Origin of the sequence: Microcoleus sp. T3_A4, assembly GCF_036700465.1 — a bacterium.
Classification (GTDB): domain Bacteria; phylum Cyanobacteriota; class Cyanobacteriia; order Cyanobacteriales; family Microcoleaceae; genus Microcoleus.
Genome location: NZ_JAUBOY010000047.1, coordinates 1 through 17048, shown reverse-complemented (window position 1 = coordinate 17048; position 17048 = coordinate 1). Strand labels below are relative to the sequence as shown.

Sequence of the window (17048 nt, the reverse complement as noted above, 5' to 3'; positions counted from 1 at the left end):
CAGCAAATGTGAATGTTTTGTAGGTGCAACCTAAGCAGGTTAAGCCGAAAGCACCGTTAACAGCCCGTCGATTTTAGATTTGGAATTGATACAAATTCTGGTTGCTTTGGAATGATTAAACCGCAGAGGACACAGAGATCACAGAGTCAGAGAACAGAGAGATGAATCATTTCTATGCTATTAGATTTTAGATTTTAGATTTTAGATTGATATCAATTCTGGTTGCTTTGGCCTGATTAAACCGCAGAGGACACAGAGTCAGAGAACAGAGAGATGAATAATTCCTATGCTACCGAATTTCACATTAAAAATTGACTCCACAGATTCATCTGGGAGCGTAAACATTAATCTAAAATTTTTCACTTGTCAACAGTCAACAGTCAACAGTCATTACTTGAAAATGTATCATCGCACTATTGATTCGATTCCGGGCGTTTCTGGTGTTTGCTCTGGATAAACTGTTCCAAATCGGCGATCGCATCTTCAAAATCCGACAAATTAATTTTCGCAGGTCTAGTCTTCTTCGGCAAACTCGAAGACTGACTCGAAGACTTAGCCGGAGGCGGTGGAGATTTCGGTTGTGCAGCTTGAGTGCTGTTCGATTCTATAGAATCGAACAATTCATCCAGGGACTCAAAAAATGATTGAGCCGAGGCCCGGCGTAAATCTTTCTGGTCGTCGTCATCCGTCATAAGCCACTCCATAGACTCTAAAAGTTGCCAGCAAACTCTGCCCGCCCCCAAGGCGTGCAGACATGAAAACCCGACTAAAACAAGCAAGCGGACACAATTTAACCGGACGGTGGAATGCCTGCTGCTGAACTTGCTGCCCCTTATAAAACCTGTAGCGGGCATTGTCAGCCTTCAAACTATATTTAACTCTACACCCGCCTACTGAGTGATTTGAGACTTGGTGCAGACCCAGCTCAAAATCATTGACCCTGAAAAAATCTCAGTTACGGCTCTTTCGTTGTCTAATTAACCCTAGTCTAGTCGAGAATAAGGAGACAGGACTTATGCAACTATTACCGCTGTTCAAGGGTTGCGATGGCAACGCGCCACCCGGAAAGGACCCAGAGACGGTGTTTTTTGCTTGAGTCCTAAGATTTCAAAGGCATTAGGAGATTTTAAGGTGACTCAGGGATTTGATTACGATTTAGCAATTATCGGCGCTGGCGTGGGCGGACACGGCGCGGCGATACACGCGGTTAGCTGCGGGCTGAAAGTGGCAATTATCGAAGCGGGCGACATGGGCGGGACTTGCGTCAACCGCGGCTGCATTCCCTCGAAGGCGCTGTTGGCGGCTTCCGGGCGAGTGCGAGATTTGCGGAATGCCCACCACCTAAAGACTTTGGGTATTCAATTGGGCAGTGTGGATTTCGATCGCGGGGCGATCGCCAATCACGCTAATACTATTGTTAGCAAACTTCGCGGCGACTTGACTAACAGCCTCAAACGTTTGAACGTCGATGTCATCCAAGGTTGGGGCAAAATTGCCAGTGCTCAAAAAATTACCGTCGAAACCGATAAAGGCGAGAAAACTATTACCGCCAAGGATATTATTCTCGCTCCCGGTTCGGTTCCCTTCGTCCCCCCTGGGATAGAAATTGACGGCAAAACTGTATTTACCAGCGATGATGCTGTCAGGTTGGAATCGCTGCCGAAGTGGATCGCAATTATTGGCAGTGGCTATATCGGTTTGGAGTTTTCGGATATTTACACAGCCCTGGGCTGCGAAATTACGATGATTGAAGCTCTAGACCAATTGATGCCGACTTTTGACCCGGATATTGCTAAATTAGCAGAACGAGTGTTAATTGCACCCCGCGATATTGAAACAAAAGTAGGTGTTTTGGCCAAGAAGATTATTCCTGGTTCGCCGGTAATTATTGAATTAGCTGATTTCAAAACTAAGGAAGTTGTCGAAGTTTTGGAAGTTGACGCTTGTTTGGTAGCAACTGGTCGGGTGCCGGTGAGCAAGAATTTGGGGTTAGAAACTGTTGGCGTGGAAACGATGCGCGGTTATATCCCAGTTAACGATAAGATGCAGGTTTTGGCGGCGGGAGAACCGGTGCAAAATTTGTGGGCGATCGGCGATGTTAATGGCAAGATGATGTTAGCGCATTCTGCGTCTGCTCAGGGAATTGCCGCAGTGGAAAATATTTGTGGCCGTGCGCGCGAAGTTGACTATTTGAGTATCCCGGCGGCGGCGTTTACTCACCCGGAAATTAGCTATGTGGGGATGACTGAACCTGCGGCGAAGGAGTTAGGAAAAACTGAAGGGTTTGAGGTCGGTTCTGTCAAGAGTTATTTTAAAGGAAATTCTAAGGCTATTGCGGAGGGTGAAACCGACGGTATGGCTAAGGTGATTTACCGGAAAGATACTGGGGAGTTGTTGGGAGTTCACATTTTCGGTTTGCACGCTTCGGATTTGATTCAGGAGGCGGCAAATGCGATCGCCCAGCGCGATTCTGTTAACACTTTGGCATTCCGAGTGCACACGCACCCGACGCTTTCGGAAGTGTTGGATGAGGCGTTTAAACGGGCGGCTGGAGCGGGTAGTCATTAATCTGTAGGGGCTGTTTTCTTGTTTTAGATCCCCGGCTTCTTGAAGAAGTCGGGGATTTAACTATTCTGTTTGAGGGCGGTGGTAGACTAAGTTAAAGGAGATGAAAATGCTCGCAATTGCAATCTTTTAGTATTCTCCAGAACCGCCAAGATGCCTGTTCCACAAAGAGTAAGTTTTTTTGTGGGGTGGGCATCCTGCCCGCCCGTCAAAGGCTTATTAAGAAATGACATTCCCTCTTGGCGAATATTCCTCAATAAAGGCTCGTTGTAATGTATAAATCGCTGTTCGTCCATAAACAGACAGCTAATTACTTCATTTCACTTGCTTCCGCTTGTAAGTTGTACAGTATTTAAATTGTATATTTCGATGACCCGATCGAAAATCGTCAAATTCTCTCCCCATCAAACTCTCTCCCCATCTCTCGAACACCATAGACAATCTAGATGCACAAAATCTTAATGATATGGTTGCAGTTATTTCCACTTTAGCTAAGCGATCGGGTTAACTTAGAATTGAGAGTTTTTAGGAGTTGAAGTGGGAGCTATATTTCCGCGCTCTCGCCATAGCAACAACGGAATGCTTAACGTTCCTAAAATCATTACAACTCCAGTCAGAATCCAAACTAGCACACGATTTGGGCGATAATCACCTCGCTCAATTTGCCAGAAAACTCGATTATAACGCCATGCGGCCAAGGCAATGACCGCAATTCCAAAAACGACCAGACTCAGCCCTAAAGTTTCTGAGTTGAAGAAGGGAGGGGAGGAAACTTCTTGCTGAGTCACTGTAGCTTGAAATTGACGGAGAAATAAACTGAACCGACTGATTGCAAACCCAAAACCAATTAAAGCGAGTGAAGTTCGTAACCATGCCAGAAAGGTGCGTTCATTTGCCTGATGTTCCCGCTGCCGGTCTATTTTAGCACCCTTGTTCATCAACCCTACCTTTATAAAATATTTTAAGCTTTCCCTCGTTGATTATTGTTTCAGTTGAGATTGCCGAGGGAAGTATCGCTATGGCGATCGTGATTCATTATCACCAAAAAATATAGTACAGTAAATCGACAAAAAGCGATCGCTTCCCTCTCATACCAACAGAAAATAAGAGGACACAGCATTGCTGTGTCCCTACAAATACTGCGGTTAAAGCCCAGTTTAAAAAGACTTAGCTGCACTGCCGGAGTGAGCCTTTTTCTCCAACCAATCCTTACCCAATCTAATTGTCACGTCGGACTGCAAAGAACCGGTACTCTCAACCAGCACATCTCCAAAACCCAAAAACTGGCGAATCGCTTGAGCACCTTTAATATCGCCCTGTTGAGCTACTAGAGTAGTTACTTCCAGCGGTTCCGGCCAAGCTTTATAAACCTGAACATTCCGATAACCGGCTTGAGTCAAATTATTGACAAAATCTTCAACAGCCGATGGATCTCCGGTACTATCTTGAATCGCCACATTCAGAAAAGTCGAATCAGCATTCTCAATTGTCCAAGTATTTTGGCCGAAGTCAAAATGTTCCGCCACCATAGTTTCGATGGCATATTGGTCGGGCAACCAAAAACTTGCCTTGTAGTCCTTAGAATCGCTAAATTTGCCGGGAACCATCAACATCTGCACGCCAGTGCGATCGGTTTGAGTAGCAAAACCAGCCAAAGCTACCAATTCTTCTATACTCAAATTCGTGTCAAGGTGAGACTGAACCACCGACAAAATCTTCGGTAGTCGAGACAGCAAACCTACATTTACTTCCTGTTCCACAAAAGCCCGCATCAACAATTGCTGGCGCTGCACCCGCCCGATGTCGCCCAAATCGTCGTGCCGATAAAGCAAATATTGCACGATTTGTTCGCCGTTGAGTTTTTGCTTACCAGCCTTTAAATCTATATATAAATGCTGGCTGTTATCGGTATACTTCATGTCTTTAGGGACATTAATAGTAATGCCACCCAGGGCATCGACCAAACTTTTTATGCCATGAATATTAACTGTGACGTAGCGGTCAATTCCCACACCGCCAAGGAGTCCGCTGACTGACTTCGCTGACGAAGCCGGGCCACCGTAGTAATTAGCTTCGTTGATTTTCACGACCCCCCTGCCTTCAACATAGGTGCGGGTGTCTCGCGGAATGGAAAGCACGCTTAACTTTTTATTTTGAGGGTCAAACCTAACCAACAGCATGGTATCGGTTAAGCCCTTAAATGAGTTTTCCCAAACCTCGTATCCGACATCTTTGTTGACACCTCCTTCGATGTCAGAGGTCAGAACTTTAAGTCCTAAAACTAAAATATTAACTGGGCGAGTCAGCTCCGGCATCTTCATGTTGAGCTTTGCCATGTCGCCTTGAGAAAATACTGCTGCTTCTTCAGGGCTCAACTTTTGTTGCTGAAGCGGCGTTGTAGAAAGGGAGACGGCTAGCAATGCTCCGGCTGTGGCTGAGAGCATTGCTACTCCAGCCAAACCAAAACCAAAACCCAGCCAGCGACCTCGATGGGGCTGGGAAGCTTTTTTGGTTGCAGGTTGAGCAGTGGATTGTTGGATAGGGTCTTGATTAGGAATTTTTTGAGCTGGCACTGGCTTCCTCACACACAACAAAAATAAAAAAGATAATGGCAATATGTAGTATCAAGCTGAAGACGCACTCAATCAATAGGGTAGGGGCTTAAAAGAACCCTAAATTATGATAAATGTTTGCCTACTACTTGCTCGGCTAAGCGACTAATTCCGGGCAACCATAGTGGTTGACGCTTCCAGAGGCGAACCATCAGTCCCAGAGCAACGATGAAATAGCTGGTTGTTAGCAGGCTACTCATTAATAACATGGGAAGTGTCGGAGATTCCGCAGAAATCGCTCCAGCTTCTAAAAGAATATGTCCTAAGAGCCAACTAAAAGCAAGGGCAATTGCCAAGCGGCTGATGGCTTTGCGTTCGGGACTACCCTGACGGCGGTAAAGAGTCCACAGGGCGGGGAAAAAGCCGATGACTGGGATCATTAATACAAACAGACTGGCACGATCGAGTTCAGGATTTTCTAAGGGATCTGTTCTTTTCATAATTCGGTACTCAAAATTTGCAGAAGGTCAGATTTTGCACACAAGTTATTTGTTAGAGGGAAAATTTATATCCTAAACCAAAATTCCCAGAGCTGGGGTGGTGCGCGATCGCCCAACTTGTCTGTCAGAGGCAAAATTTTTCTGCCCTCCCCATCTCGCGACCGATCGTTGGCAACTTTTCGACCCGGAGACCCGTATTTTGATAAACTGGATACAGCACAGCAGACAGGAGAACAGACTTAGCCATGACCCAATCCCAAAAACCCATCGTTATTGCTCCATCCATATTATCAGCCGATTTTAGCCGTCTTGGAGAAGAGATTCAGGCTGTCGATCGAGCTGGGGCTGACTGGATTCACGTAGATGTGATGGACGGTCGCTTTGTTCCTAATATTACTATCGGGCCGCTGATTGTTGAGGCAATTCGCCCCGTTACTACCAAGGTGATCGATGTCCACTTGATGATTGTGGAGCCGGAGAAGTACGTCGAGGACTTCGCTAAGGCTGGTGCTGACATTATTTCGGTTCACGCGGAACACAATGCTTCGCCTCACTTGCACCGCACCCTCGGCCAAATTCGGGAATTGGGCAAAATGGCTGGTGTGGTTCTGAATCCTTCGACGCCGCTGGAGTTGATCGAGTACGTGCTGGAACTTTGCGATTTGGTGCTGATTATGAGCGTCAATCCGGGCTTTGGTGGTCAAAGTTTTATCCCGGCTGTTTTGCCGAAAATTCGCCAGTTGCGTAAAATGTGCGACGACAAGGGCCTCGATCCTTGGATTGAGGTAGATGGCGGTTTGAAGGGGAACAATACTTGGCAGGTTCTGGAAGCCGGCGCAAATGCGATCGTCGCTGGTTCTGCTGTGTTTAAGGCGAATGATTACGCAGCCGCGATCGAGGGTATCCGCCACAGCAAGCGTCCGACTCCTGAGTTGGCTGCGGTTTAATCAAAGATTTTTCGAGTTTTTCTGGTTTTTCTCGTTCCCAGCCAACGCAGGCTGGGAACGCATTTTTAGACTCGGTTTCTAAGAGTCAGGAATTACTTATTTCGAGACAGAGGCGAGAATGCTTTCCATCTCAGAAAGCTCGATCGCCCCGGAGAAAGTTTTGCCGTTCATAATAAAGAAGGGAGTGCCTTCAATGCCTAGTTGTTGAGCGAGTTGCACGTCTTTGGCAATGGCGGCTTCTGCAGCGGGGCTGTTGCGATCGGTGTTAAATTTATCTAATTTTAGATTGAGCTTTTGGGCGATCGATGCGTACAAGGGCTCGCCTAAATCTTTCTGCCCTTCAAACAAAGCGCTGTAATATTCCCAGAATTTGCCCTGCTGGCCCGCCGCCCAAGCTGCTTTAGCTGCTGGCAGCGCTTGAGGGTGAATAGAAGTCAAGGGAAAATGCTTGTAAGCTAAAGTAACTTTGTCCTGGTGTTTTGCCATAAACTGCTTGACAGTATCGTGAGCGCGCGCGCAAAACGGACATTGAAAGTCAGAGAATTCTAAAAGTACAATCTGCTGCGAAGCTGAACCCGTGGTGGGAGAATCCCCTATCGAAGATTTGGGATTAGTTTTCATCTCCTGCAAAAATGACTGCTGCGCTGCTTTGAGAGACTGCTGCTGTTGTTGCTGGTACGCTTGTACCGACTCTAAAATTGCTTGGGGATTTTCGCGGATAACCTGCAAGACTTGCTCTTTCAACTTGGGATCGACTGAATTGCCAGCCGTTGACTGTGCGGGGGAACAACCGATAAATACCAGGCAACCTGCCAGGAGTACAGCCAAGCAGAAGGCTTGCTGGCTGCGGAGTTTTCGCCAAATAGTGGATAAGTTCATCTTTTTTTTCTGATTCACGGCAACACTTAATCCTACATTTAATTTTGCGGAGTGTCAGGTATACCGCAGTTTACTGCTGTGCAGTTGTTTTTATCTGTGACCAATATTTATTCAGTGGCGATCGGTAATTCGTAGTCGGTAATTAGGAAAGGTTGTGAATCACACGAACACCGACTAACCTAATAATTAATATTTAAATCATGGGAATTTATTATAATATAATGTCGCTTCAACAATACTCCGGACAGTTTTTAAAGAGGGAGGCGATCGCTTTGGCAGCAGAGAAGTGAAAAAAGTGAGTGCAATCTGAACCCAAAATCAACAGAAAACAAGGCACTCTTTTCGGTTAAGCTATAAAAACACACAAGCTCAACAGATTGCCTTATGAAAATCATTGAATCCATCTTACAACAAATGCCAGGGATTAGTCAACCCCAAAAGAAGTTTTTAATCACTTTATTCTCAACTATCTTGCTGGCTTATGGCTAGGTCAACTTCACAAATCTCAGTCGTTATAGTTGTTTGAGCGAAAAAACCTAGCGTCGTCACTTTCTCAAAAGCTTTAATTTTCCACAATTTAATAATCAATATTTCCTCGAACAAGCTTTAAATCCTGAACACACAGTCATTGCTGTTATTGATTGTTATTTTTTAATAAAAAGTGGCCGAAAAACTGACGGAAAGGCTTATTTTTATAATGGTGTAGCTGGTAAATCGGAACAGGGATTGGAAATTTATGTGATTTCTATTGTCGAAATTGAGACTCGTTTATCTTATAGCTTAAGCGTGCAACAGACTCCATCACGTCCTCAAATAAAGCCCCTGAAAAAACTGCAACAAAAACCGAAGAATAGCTGGTCAAAAAAATCTAGCAAAAAACAGGAATTTCAAAGCTCAAAGCTTGATATCACAAGAGTTTATGACAAGGTTGACTGCCAAGATCTGAGTCGTATTAAGTTTGTTAAATAAATAAAACCGGGAGTTTCATTATATACATTAGTAGAAAGCGATTTGTTGTTTAAATTGCCAAATTAGCTGGGCTTGTATTTCTGAGGTTCCAGCCAATGGTCAAATCAAAAATACTTTATTATTTAGCACTGATATTCATCTACCACCTGAGCAAATTGTTGAATATTATCAGGCTCGTTTTCAAATCGAATTTATTTTTCGTGATGCTAAACACTTTACGGGATTGTCTGATTATCAAGCTCGTCATTTACCACCGCTTGATTTTCATTTTAATGCCAGTCTGATTGCCTTAAATCTAGCCAAATATGAACTCTCTAGTTGTCATTCATCTGCCAAATATTTTGTGTTTTCGTAAGGATTCAGGTCAAAAAAGACTTAAGTGTCAAAAGCTGGTAAAATAAACAAATGAAAAAGCCCGCAGCCACCAGACAGAAAGAAAAAACCGAAATCGAGCAGTGGAGCCAAGCTGAACTGGTAGAAATGGTACTGGGGCTGCAAAAAATCATTGCACAATTGCAAGAAAAACTAGCGATTGCTACGGGCAAAAGTCGAACCACCAGTCAGACTTCATCCAAACCCCCATCAACGGATCTACTCCAAAAACCAGAGAAACCAACAGTCAAACCAGAAGCAGACCCAAAAAAGAAACCAGGCGGACAACCGGGTCATCAGGGAAAAACCCGAAAAGGGTTTGGACGAGTAGACAGAACAGAAATTAGCTCACCCAACATCTGTCAAAATTGTGGTAGTCAAGAATTAAGTGAAGTAATTAACATCCACAGACCGCAAGTAGCAAGTCTAGTAGCAAAACCAATTGAAGTCGTCGAATATCAGACACAATCGTGTAAATGCCTAGAATGTGGTGCAGTAGTCAGAGGAGAACCACCCCGCTTGAATAGTTCCTTGACTTGACTTGAGCATTAATCTCCAAGCACTCTTAGTCTGGCTTGGCAATTATGGGCATCTTTCCTACTCCAAGCTGACGCTCGTTATTGTGGGAACTCGGCAGGATTGAAGTAGGAGTAGGAACACTCCAAAAAACCAATCAACGAGTAGCAGCAGCAGTCAAACCAGCGCTCAAAGCACTGTGGGAATGGACACCTCTACAATCAAACGTTCATGTAGATGAAACGCCCCCGGTGTGTGATGGGGGTTAAAGAATGGCTATGGACGGCTAGTGGAGAAGGATTCTGTTTATTTCATGCCGCAGATACCAGGGGCCGTGTGGAACTAGAAACCATGCTGGGTAAAGAATTTGCTGGAGTCTTAAGCTCAGATGATTTCAGCGTTTATAATGGTGGGAAAGTCTCCGCCCAACAGAAGTGTCTGGCTCATTTACGGCGGCATTTCAAGAAAGTGCTGGGACTTCCGGGTCACAATAATAATGCAGCAGTCGCTCAAATATTTCTGTCATTAATTGATGAAGCTTTTAGATCCCATGAGTCCTGGCGAAAGACGAAGGAGCAACTTATCTACGACTCCTGGGCTGAGGATTTCAAAATACGATTGAATAAAGCCCTTGCCACTTGGTTGAACCAAGTTGGTTATGCGGCAGGTTTGTTACTCAAATCCTTGCGGGATAAGGCAAAACAGTGGTGGTATTTTCTGGATGACCCCTCGGTGCCTCCTGATAATAATTTAGCAGAACGTTCCCTACGGCTAGCTGTCACGAAACGGAAAGTTTCTGGCGGCTCTCGTTGGATGAAACGATTTGAGGAAACGGCTAATCTGCTGAGTGTGATTCAAACCTGTCGTTTTCAAGCTCGTTCAGTAATGGCTTTTTTCCGTGAGGCTCTAGAGGCCCATTCTTGTGACTTGGCTCGGCCTGAGCTTATTCCCTTCTTTCAGACCTGAATCCTTACAAGATTTCGCATTCGGGGAGTTTGGGCAGGGCGGGGCGGGTTGGGGTTTTGGTTTGGGTTTTTAGTAATGTTAGGGGTGAGGAAGTTCACAGCCTCAGTGGCTGCGGTTGACATCTCTCAATCACGAGGAAAAGGGGATGGATCAGGCAACTTTAAGGCAAATGGCGATGGCTACGCTTTCACAAGTTGGCATTCAATTTGATGAAGCTAACGTAAAGGCGGAGATTGACGATAACTGGTTTCTTGGTGGTCTTGAGCCAACCAATCAACTTTACTTTGTGCATTTGCTAGTTGACGGACAAGGGCGGGAAGAACCGGGGCGACATGGTTGGGTAGAGTTCAATTGGAAAGGAGAGGTGCTCCCGTTGGACTCTGGAGGAACAGGATGAATATGGTAAGCAAGAAATTGCCAGCAGCAATGATGGGATTGAGTACGATCGCATGAATCCCCCTATCCGTAAGCCCATGCCCATTCGCTATCGACCGCTCTTACCCCCTGCCAGCCGCACACCATAAGGGCGGTAGTTAGTGCATATCGCCCTGCCCCAGCGAGTCTCCATCACCCACCATTTCTGAGAGAAATGTCAGGGGATTGCTCATATCAGCAGCGAAACCAAGGATGGCGCGATCTCGATGTTCGTAGACTAAATCTCCCTCAGCATTAAACAAGAAAGTTGCGCCTCGTTGAGTGAGATAAGCAGCATTTGGAACATAGGTTTTCCAATGACTCAGCACTTCTCCCATATTCCGCAGCCGTAAAGTTGCCAATTCAAATGGACGCTGGAAACCTTTGCCACCTGCCCACCGGAAAGTGGAGCCTTTGAGGGGTGGAAGAGGGAAAGCCTGAATAATTTCATCATCACCAATTAATTGAGGTGCTCTTGCGTCGCCTCGATATCCTCTCCATACTTCTGCCAGAGTGCCAGGGCTACCAATCCCGGAACACATGAACAATAGATTGAGGTAAGCATTCATAGCAGCCGATAAACCGGGTAGTTTTAACGATAAACCTGGATACAGGTCAAGTTTTTGGTGCAGTTGGGCACTGGGATCTACAAACAAACAGTCGGCAGGAAATCCTGTATAGCCACAGAATCGCTGACCCGATGAGCGTGAGCCAATTCCCACAGCTCGGATTGCTATCCCTTGTGTTTCCAGCCGTTGAGCGTCCCGCTGCAACCACCAAGCATATTCAAGGCTGTCGAAATCTCCCAATTGTGGCAAGAACAGCACCAATTGCCTCATAGAGGAATCGCAACCGTTCAAGATGGGTAAAACGGCTCCATCGCTTACCCGTTGGCGTTCGGTTTGGCTCAAGAGGGTATGGATATTCATTGGCTAATTATCGATTAAGGAATTGGGAAAGTAGAAAATAATCAGTTGTTGGACAGATGCTTTACTCACATCAAATCGGGCCGCTTTTCGGAATTGATGTATCACCTGGTTGAGACGCTTTAACTATTGCGCTTGAGCTGGCAGGGTCTGTCTAGCTGTGCTACTTTACCACAGATAAGCTGATGCTGTCCGGCGATCGCCAATGCTCTCTCTGCGAGAGCAGACTCAATAAAATTGGTGCCGACAAGCGTGAAATATTTTGACAGACTAACTGGAATCAGCGTCAGTTCACGGCATTTGTAGCTAACTTTTCGCTCGGCTTTTTTACATAAAGAATACCGAGAGCAATGGTCGCTCCCGGTATCAACTTTTCCAGTTCCGTTGTTGTTAGATAAATCCAATCAGGCTCAATGAAAGGAAAATTGACCTCACTCAATTAAGCACAGCCTTTCTGCGTACTGAGTTCACCACTAAACACGCTTACCCCATCGTTATTGGTTAGCCTGTTCCAAAGCGGGAGTCGCTGGAGTTCCAGCAATTTCGGCTAAGTTAATCTTGACGACTTTATTGCGAGCTTCAGTCACTTTGGGCAGGGTTAGCGTTAGAATGCCATCTTTGTACTCAGCTTGCACAGAGTCGTTTTGAATGTGTGCGGGCAAGGGAAGCACCCGGTGGAATTTGCCATAGCGGAATTCTGAGCGGACGTAGCCAGATTTTTCGTCTGTGTTTTCGTAACGACGTTCGCCAGAGATAGAAATTGCTTCGCGAGTGACTTGAACGTCAATGTCTTTGGGGTCAATTCCAGGCAGTTGCGCTTTTAATAGGAAATTGTCCCCAGCATCAACCAATTCTAGAGCTGGCATCCAAGTGGCTTCTGAGTTATCTCTCGTTGCTGTCCGTTGGTCAAATACTTTATCTAGTTGCTCGCGGATGGTTTCAATTTCTGTGAAGGGTTGCCAGTAGCGCATCAACATAATGTGTCACCTCAAAGGTAATGCTTTATAAGAAATGTTTGGGTTGAAGCTCATTGCTTACAGTTATCATGATGCCGCTTTCTAAGTGGGAGGAACAGTCAGGATAACCCCACTTGGTTAGTCGTATTTGCCAGAATTAGTGCGAAACAATCGGGATACTTCGCATTGAAGAAAACCGTACAAAGCTATTCCTAGAAACCGAAAATGCTCTGGCAACGCCATGATGAGCTTGCCGAGTGAACTCTGCTGGCGTGTGAGCGTCGGGGGAAGTATCGGCGGTGTTGCCAACCGTACCAAAATGCGGTGCGGGTGATGTGTAGCAGGGTAAGGACGTGATTTGTCGGCGATCGCTGCTTTCCTATAGTCATCGCTCGCGCTCATGAGGGATCTCGAATAATCGCCCTCTTAAAAACAAAGTATCGAATGTGTGGCGAGAAAACCTAAACATTAAAGTCAGCTTTGTGAAAGAAAAATCCCCGAAATAAAATTTCGAGGATTCTCAAGAAAATCAAAAATTTGACCACAATCCTGAAGCTAAAAAACCAGATTTAGCCTTCAGTGGGATAAGGTTTTTCCTGACTTGGTAGACTGGGAGTGCGGAAAATCGCAATAATCGCTCGCACCACGAAGATAAACATTGCCAACGCCCCAACAGAAAAGATCACATCACCAGGAACCCTTGTCCAAACCGTCCAGTGCATCCATTGGGAACCCATCACCGTTTCACCCCGTGCATACCAAGTTCCGTAATTGATCGACTGGGTAAGCTGGTAAAAACCATTCGGAATCGGCCCAAATAGCAGCATCACCACCAAACCAATATTCAGGAACCAGAACGAGAACTTTAGCTGCTTCTCATTCCATACCGATTCCGGCGTAAATTCGCGCAGGGCAAACAACATTAGTGCTAACGCCAGCGACCCATACACCCCAAACAACGCTCCATGCGCGTGAATAGCGGTTGTATTCAAGCCTTGGGAGTAATAGAGAATACTCGGCGGGTTGATCAGGAAACCAAACACCCCTGCCCCCACCAAATTCCAAACGCAGGTAGCAATAAAGAACCGTAGGGGCCAGCGATAGAAACCTTCCGCCTCCCGTGAAAGCTTCAGCGTTTGCAACACCTCAAAGCCAATCAAGGTGAGGGGAATCACCTCCAGGGCAGAAAACACCGACCCAATTGCCGCAATAAACACCGGAGTCCCCGAAAAATACAGGTGGTGCAGCGTTCCCACAACACCACTACCCAAGTAGAGGATTGTGGTCAGATAAGTTGCCCGTAATGCTGAGGACTTTTTCAAGAAGCCTAACTCACTACATAAGTAGGCAATCACCACCGTGGCGAACACTTCAAAAAAGCCTTCTACCCACAGATGCACCACCCACCAGCGCCAGTATTCGGCAATACTCAACGGAGTCCGGTTTGTGTAGAACAGTCCCACCGAGTAGAACAGGGGAATCGTAATCGCACTGTAGAGGAAAAAGTGACTTAATCCTGTCGGGCTTTTCTCCTGTTGTAAAGCCGGACGGAAGGCACGGTACATCAGGAATAGCCAGAACACCATCGCTACAATCAGGAGAACTTGCCAGACCCGCCCTAACTCAATATACTCATAGCCTTGATGCCCCCACATAAAGCTATCTTCAACGCCAAGAATCCCTTGAATGGCAGCCCATGACCCCACAAGGGAACCCACGACTACAACGGTCAAAGCACCTAACAACACCAGGTTTCCCACCGCCTGACCTTTCGGTTCAATGCCTCCAAAGCGTGGCGCAAAGTAAAGTCCTGCAGCTAACCAGCAGGTAGCAATCCAAAATATCGCCAGTTGCACGTGCCAAGTGCGGGATGCCGCATAGGGAAGAAATTGTGCTAGGGGAATGCCATAAAAACTATCGCCTTCAACGGCATAGTGTGCCGTTACCATTCCCATCGCCATTTGCACCATGAATAGTGCCATTGCCACACCAAAAAAGAGTGAGGTGGTTTTCTGGCTGGCCGTCGGGATTCGCACGGTGGGACGAGTGGTGACCGACTGGAGATCGTCTACACTTTCACGAGTCAAGTAAAGCAGTAGAAATCCACCGGTTCCGGCAATCAGCAGCACCACGGAAATGATTGACCACAGAATGAATTGTCCGGGTTGTTCATTTCCAATCAGGGGGTCGTGGGGCCAATTGGCGGTGTAGGAAAAAGTCGCGTTGGGGCGATTGGCGGCAGCGGCCCAGGCAGTCCAGGCAAAGAACGCCGTGACATCATGAATCTGGGATGGCTCTTTAAACCAGCCATGCGGAATCGAGTGGATGACGGAACCGTAGGTCAGCAGGTGTTCATAGTCCGCAAAGACTTGTTTTAGTCCTTGTGTCTGAGCATCGGTCAGCAGCAATTCATGGGTGTTCGGGTCATAACGATTGGTTTTGAATTGCTCACTGATTCTCGCTTGTAAAGCCGCCCGTTCTGGTGCAGGCAATGCTTCTAAATCACTCTGGCTCATCGCTGGGTCATTGTGGTGCAAAACCCCGGCGGTGGCTAATCCCCAGCGATGCAATACATCTGCTGTCCAGTCGGGGGCGAGGTAGCTACCATGTCCCCAAATACTGCCGATGTGCTGACCACCCCTTGCTAGGTAGGTGGCTTGACCATCCTGAATCTGTGCTTTTGTGATCACAATCTCCTGTTTTGGAGACTGGATCACATCGGGTAAAGGGGGAGCATTTTTCCAGATGGCAGCCCCTGCTGCCAGTAGCGCGGTAAAAGCAATGATACAGATTAGCACCAGCCACGCCGGAAGACCCAGGGCTAATCGTCTATGAGGAGGTGCCAGTATTTCAGGACTGGCTATCTGAGAATCTGTCATCTCTTTCACCTTAAAAACAATATTAAATAGGCAAGGATATTCTTCGCTTTTTGAGCATCGGCTCTGACCACAGAGCCGACCTACTACAAGAGTAAGATAAGATTTTGGTGATGGAAAAAAAATTGATCAACTAAAATAGTTTCGCAATAAAATTTATTACTTCCGAAGCTGCCTGTTCAATTCCTTTGCCGGCGACCAAGGTAATCGCAAGGGTGGAAGTAAAACTAGATTCAAAGCGGATCTAACATAAATAATCTTTTTTAAAACCTTTAAGTTTTAGTCATCTATCTTAAGAGTGAAGTGTGATAGGGAAAGTCCAAAGTAAAGTTTTTGTACCGATGCTTTACTCTTGCTGTCGCAGCTATGAAAGTAACAACCGAACAGTTCGCATTGAACCCAGTGTGTGCTCAACTGCAACCAGATCGTCGGCTAGCAGAGTTCCGGTAAACGAATACGGGATTCGCTATCTTGAAGACTTAGACGCTTGGAAAGCTGCTCCAAATCTTGTAGCGATTGCTAACCTTATCCAGTTTGATGAACCTGCCACAAGCCCTTATAGTTCTGTGACGATGCGTAACTGCTGCAAGGTTTAGTCACAGGCGTGAGCACAAGGTGAGAACACCCAACTCAACATCACTCAACACTTTTGTTTCCATCTCATACAAATCGTTCAGCACAAGCTTGACGTTCGGAAACACAAAATACTCCGTCAGCTTGCCAATGCGGTAATTAAACGCTTTGTAGCGGTGTTTGAAGTACAGTTCCACATTACCCCGGTGTTCCCACAACCCTAGCAAATTGACAACCACATCCGAGTAATGCGCTTTCACATCTCGCTGCACTTCCGCGATTCTCTCCTCGATCAATCGAGTGGTAATCCCAATTTTGTAGAACGTGTTCCCGTCGGCTTTGACCTCTAAAAAGTAGAGCGCGTTCACCAGAATTCGCCTGGGAGCGTGTCACTTATGTTATGAGTATAAATACTGATAAAGACTACAATCACTTTTTTACCTATCATCAGTAAAATAGGCGATAATTATGCTCTCTTCCCACGGATCAGTTGAGATAGAATCATGACACCCGAACAACAACAGGCGATTAAAACACATCTAGATGCTATTTCTGCCATCCTTTATGCTGATTCTAATCCTGATGCCTTCCAGACATTAGAAGATATTGAACTTGCAGTGAGAGACCAAGTTTTGACTCATGTGACGCCACATATCGGCTTTTTTTTATCTGCTCAGCTACCGGTACAAAAGCCGGAAGAATCAAGACACTAAAAAGCACTCTCGGTAATTTAAGTATCACCCAGAAGCAAGCAGATAGACTAGGCATAGGTAGCCGTAGTCGGTTGAGTCCACATTTAGAAAACTGTTGCTTAAGACTGAGTGCCAATGTCTCTTATCAGCATGCAGCCCTAGATATTAAGTATCTAACGGGAGTGACTGTTCCGTCTAAAACACAACGCCAGATTAGTACATTATCAAGACTTCCATCAGCCCATCGCCAGAGCAGATATTTTGGAGCTAAGTGCAGATGGTGGAAAAGTACGACTCAGGAGACCTCAAGGAGAAAAGTCTGAATGGAAAGACTATAAAGCAATT

18 protein-coding genes and 1 pseudogene are annotated in these 17048 nt (G+C 46.0%); 7 read left to right on the top strand and 12 right to left on the bottom strand.

Features of this window, described 5'->3' with window-relative positions; all coding sequences use genetic code 11:
• Positions 1-413 precede the first annotated feature (413 nt).
• Entirely contained in the window at positions 414-692 is a 279-nt protein-coding gene (locus QUA07_RS23410; protein WP_333171805.1) for a hypothetical protein, read from the bottom strand.
• A 439-nt stretch (positions 693-1131) separates the two neighbouring features.
• On the opposite strand from QUA07_RS23410, the gene lpdA reads away from it, so the two are divergent.
• Positions 1132-2568: a dihydrolipoyl dehydrogenase gene (lpdA, locus tag QUA07_RS23405; RefSeq protein ID WP_333329838.1), complete on the top strand. Its 1437-nt coding sequence runs from the start codon at positions 1132-1134 to the stop codon at positions 2566-2568.
• 506 nt (positions 2569-3074) lie between these two features.
• On the opposite strand, the gene QUA07_RS23400 is transcribed toward lpdA, so the two are convergent.
• From QUA07_RS23400 to QUA07_RS23385, 4 genes are all read right to left on the bottom strand, one after another.
• Positions 3075-3503: a DUF202 domain-containing protein gene (locus QUA07_RS23400; RefSeq protein WP_333329835.1), complete on the bottom strand. Its 429-nt coding sequence runs from the start codon at positions 3501-3503 to the stop codon at positions 3075-3077.
• 50 nt (positions 3504-3553) lie between these two features.
• Positions 3554-3685: a hypothetical protein gene (locus QUA07_RS23395; RefSeq protein ID WP_333329832.1), complete on the bottom strand. Its 132-nt coding sequence runs from the start codon at positions 3683-3685 to the stop codon at positions 3554-3556.
• A gap of 37 nt (positions 3686-3722) precedes the next feature.
• Entirely contained in the window at positions 3723-5138 is a 1416-nt protein-coding gene (locus QUA07_RS23390; RefSeq protein WP_333329829.1) for an LCP family protein, read from the bottom strand.
• 104 nt (positions 5139-5242) lie between these two features.
• Positions 5243-5617 (bottom strand): hypothetical protein, encoded by a 375-nt coding sequence (locus QUA07_RS23385; RefSeq protein WP_333214506.1) that lies wholly within the window; start codon positions 5615-5617, stop codon positions 5243-5245.
• 245 nt (positions 5618-5862) lie between these two features.
• Here QUA07_RS23385 and rpe point away from each other — a divergent pair, with 245 nt between their 5' ends.
• Entirely contained in the window at positions 5863-6564 is a 702-nt protein-coding gene (rpe, locus tag QUA07_RS23380; RefSeq protein WP_006632078.1) for a ribulose-phosphate 3-epimerase, read from the top strand.
• 96 nt (positions 6565-6660) lie between these two features.
• Here rpe and QUA07_RS23375 read toward each other — a convergent pair whose 3' ends face one another.
• The gene (locus QUA07_RS23375) at positions 6661-7443 is read right to left on the bottom strand and encodes a DsbA family protein (RefSeq protein WP_333329826.1); all 783 of its coding nucleotides are present in this window, start codon (positions 7441-7443) and stop codon (positions 6661-6663) included.
• 738 nt (positions 7444-8181) lie between these two features.
• Here QUA07_RS23375 and QUA07_RS23370 point away from each other — a divergent pair.
• The 4 genes and pseudogenes from QUA07_RS23370 (at position 8182) to QUA07_RS23355 (ending at position 10663) form a co-directional block, all read left to right on the top strand.
• The gene (locus QUA07_RS23370) at positions 8182-8412 is read left to right on the top strand and encodes a hypothetical protein (RefSeq protein WP_333329823.1); all 231 of its coding nucleotides are present in this window, start codon (positions 8182-8184) and stop codon (positions 8410-8412) included.
• A 40-nt stretch (positions 8413-8452) separates the two neighbouring features.
• Positions 8453-8767, top strand: coding sequence for a transposase (locus QUA07_RS30115; protein ID WP_333448672.1), 315 nt, complete (start codon positions 8453-8455; stop codon positions 8765-8767).
• A 50-nt stretch (positions 8768-8817) separates the two neighbouring features.
• A pseudogene (tnpC, locus tag QUA07_RS23360) lies at positions 8818-10266 on the top strand (IS66 family transposase).
• Between the two features lie 145 nt (positions 10267-10411).
• Positions 10412-10663, top strand: a complete 252-nt coding sequence (locus tag QUA07_RS23355; RefSeq protein WP_333329821.1) for a hypothetical protein — start codon at positions 10412-10414, stop codon at positions 10661-10663.
• 136 nt (positions 10664-10799) lie between these two features.
• Here the strand turns inward: QUA07_RS23355 and QUA07_RS23350 are convergent, their stop codons facing one another.
• From QUA07_RS23350 to QUA07_RS23325, 6 genes are all read right to left on the bottom strand, one after another.
• Positions 10800-11609: a peroxiredoxin-like family protein gene (locus QUA07_RS23350; protein WP_333329818.1), complete on the bottom strand. Its 810-nt coding sequence runs from the start codon at positions 11607-11609 to the stop codon at positions 10800-10802.
• 119 nt (positions 11610-11728) lie between these two features.
• Positions 11729-12010, bottom strand: a complete 282-nt coding sequence (locus tag QUA07_RS23345) for a hypothetical protein (protein ID WP_333329815.1) — start codon at positions 12008-12010, stop codon at positions 11729-11731.
• 90 nt (positions 12011-12100) lie between these two features.
• Positions 12101-12583, bottom strand: coding sequence for an Hsp20/alpha crystallin family protein (locus QUA07_RS23340; RefSeq protein WP_333329812.1), 483 nt, complete (start codon positions 12581-12583; stop codon positions 12101-12103).
• 117 nt (positions 12584-12700) lie between these two features.
• Positions 12701-12964: a hypothetical protein gene (locus tag QUA07_RS23335; protein ID WP_333329809.1), complete on the bottom strand. Its 264-nt coding sequence runs from the start codon at positions 12962-12964 to the stop codon at positions 12701-12703.
• A gap of 167 nt (positions 12965-13131) precedes the next feature.
• Positions 13132-15441: a nitric-oxide reductase large subunit gene (locus tag QUA07_RS23330; protein ID WP_333329806.1), complete on the bottom strand. Its 2310-nt coding sequence runs from the start codon at positions 15439-15441 to the stop codon at positions 13132-13134.
• A 593-nt stretch (positions 15442-16034) separates the two neighbouring features.
• A complete protein-coding gene (locus QUA07_RS23325) occupies positions 16035-16379 on the bottom strand; it encodes a GIY-YIG nuclease family protein (protein ID WP_333329803.1) in 345 nt (114 codons plus the stop codon).
• A gap of 135 nt (positions 16380-16514) precedes the next feature.
• Here QUA07_RS23325 and QUA07_RS23320 point away from each other — a divergent pair, with 135 nt between their 5' ends.
• A complete protein-coding gene (locus tag QUA07_RS23320; RefSeq protein ID WP_333136763.1) occupies positions 16515-16724 on the top strand; it encodes a hypothetical protein in 210 nt (69 codons plus the stop codon).
• The last annotated feature ends 324 nt before the right edge of the window (positions 16725-17048 follow it).

Coding starts and splice junctions, on each gene's coding strand:
- QUA07_RS23410 (WP_333171805.1), bottom strand. CDS start 692: ATGACGGATGACGACGACCAGAAAGATTTACGCCGGGCCTCGGCTCAA.
- QUA07_RS23400 (WP_333329835.1), bottom strand. CDS start 3,503: ATGAACAAGGGTGCTAAAATAGACCGGCAGCGGGAACATCAGGCAAAT.
- QUA07_RS23395 (WP_333329832.1), bottom strand. CDS start 3,685: ATGCTGTGTCCTCTTATTTTCTGTTGGTATGAGAGGGAAGCGATCGCT.
- QUA07_RS23385 (WP_333214506.1), bottom strand. CDS start 5,617: ATGAAAAGAACAGATCCCTTAGAAAATCCTGAACTCGATCGTGCCAGT.
- rpe (WP_006632078.1), top strand. CDS start 5,863: ATGACCCAATCCCAAAAACCCATCGTTATTGCTCCATCCATATTATCA.
- QUA07_RS23375 (WP_333329826.1), bottom strand. CDS start 7,443: ATGAACTTATCCACTATTTGGCGAAAACTCCGCAGCCAGCAAGCCTTC.
- QUA07_RS23355 (WP_333329821.1), top strand. CDS start 10,412: ATGGATCAGGCAACTTTAAGGCAAATGGCGATGGCTACGCTTTCACAA.
- QUA07_RS23350 (WP_333329818.1), bottom strand. CDS start 11,609: ATGAATATCCATACCCTCTTGAGCCAAACCGAACGCCAACGGGTAAGC.
- QUA07_RS23340 (WP_333329812.1), bottom strand. CDS start 12,583: ATGTTGATGCGCTACTGGCAACCCTTCACAGAAATTGAAACCATCCGC.
- QUA07_RS23335 (WP_333329809.1), bottom strand. CDS start 12,964: ATGAGCGCGAGCGATGACTATAGGAAAGCAGCGATCGCCGACAAATCA.
- QUA07_RS23330 (WP_333329806.1), bottom strand. CDS start 15,441: ATGACAGATTCTCAGATAGCCAGTCCTGAAATACTGGCACCTCCTCAT.
- QUA07_RS23320 (WP_333136763.1), top strand. CDS start 16,515: ATGACACCCGAACAACAACAGGCGATTAAAACACATCTAGATGCTATT.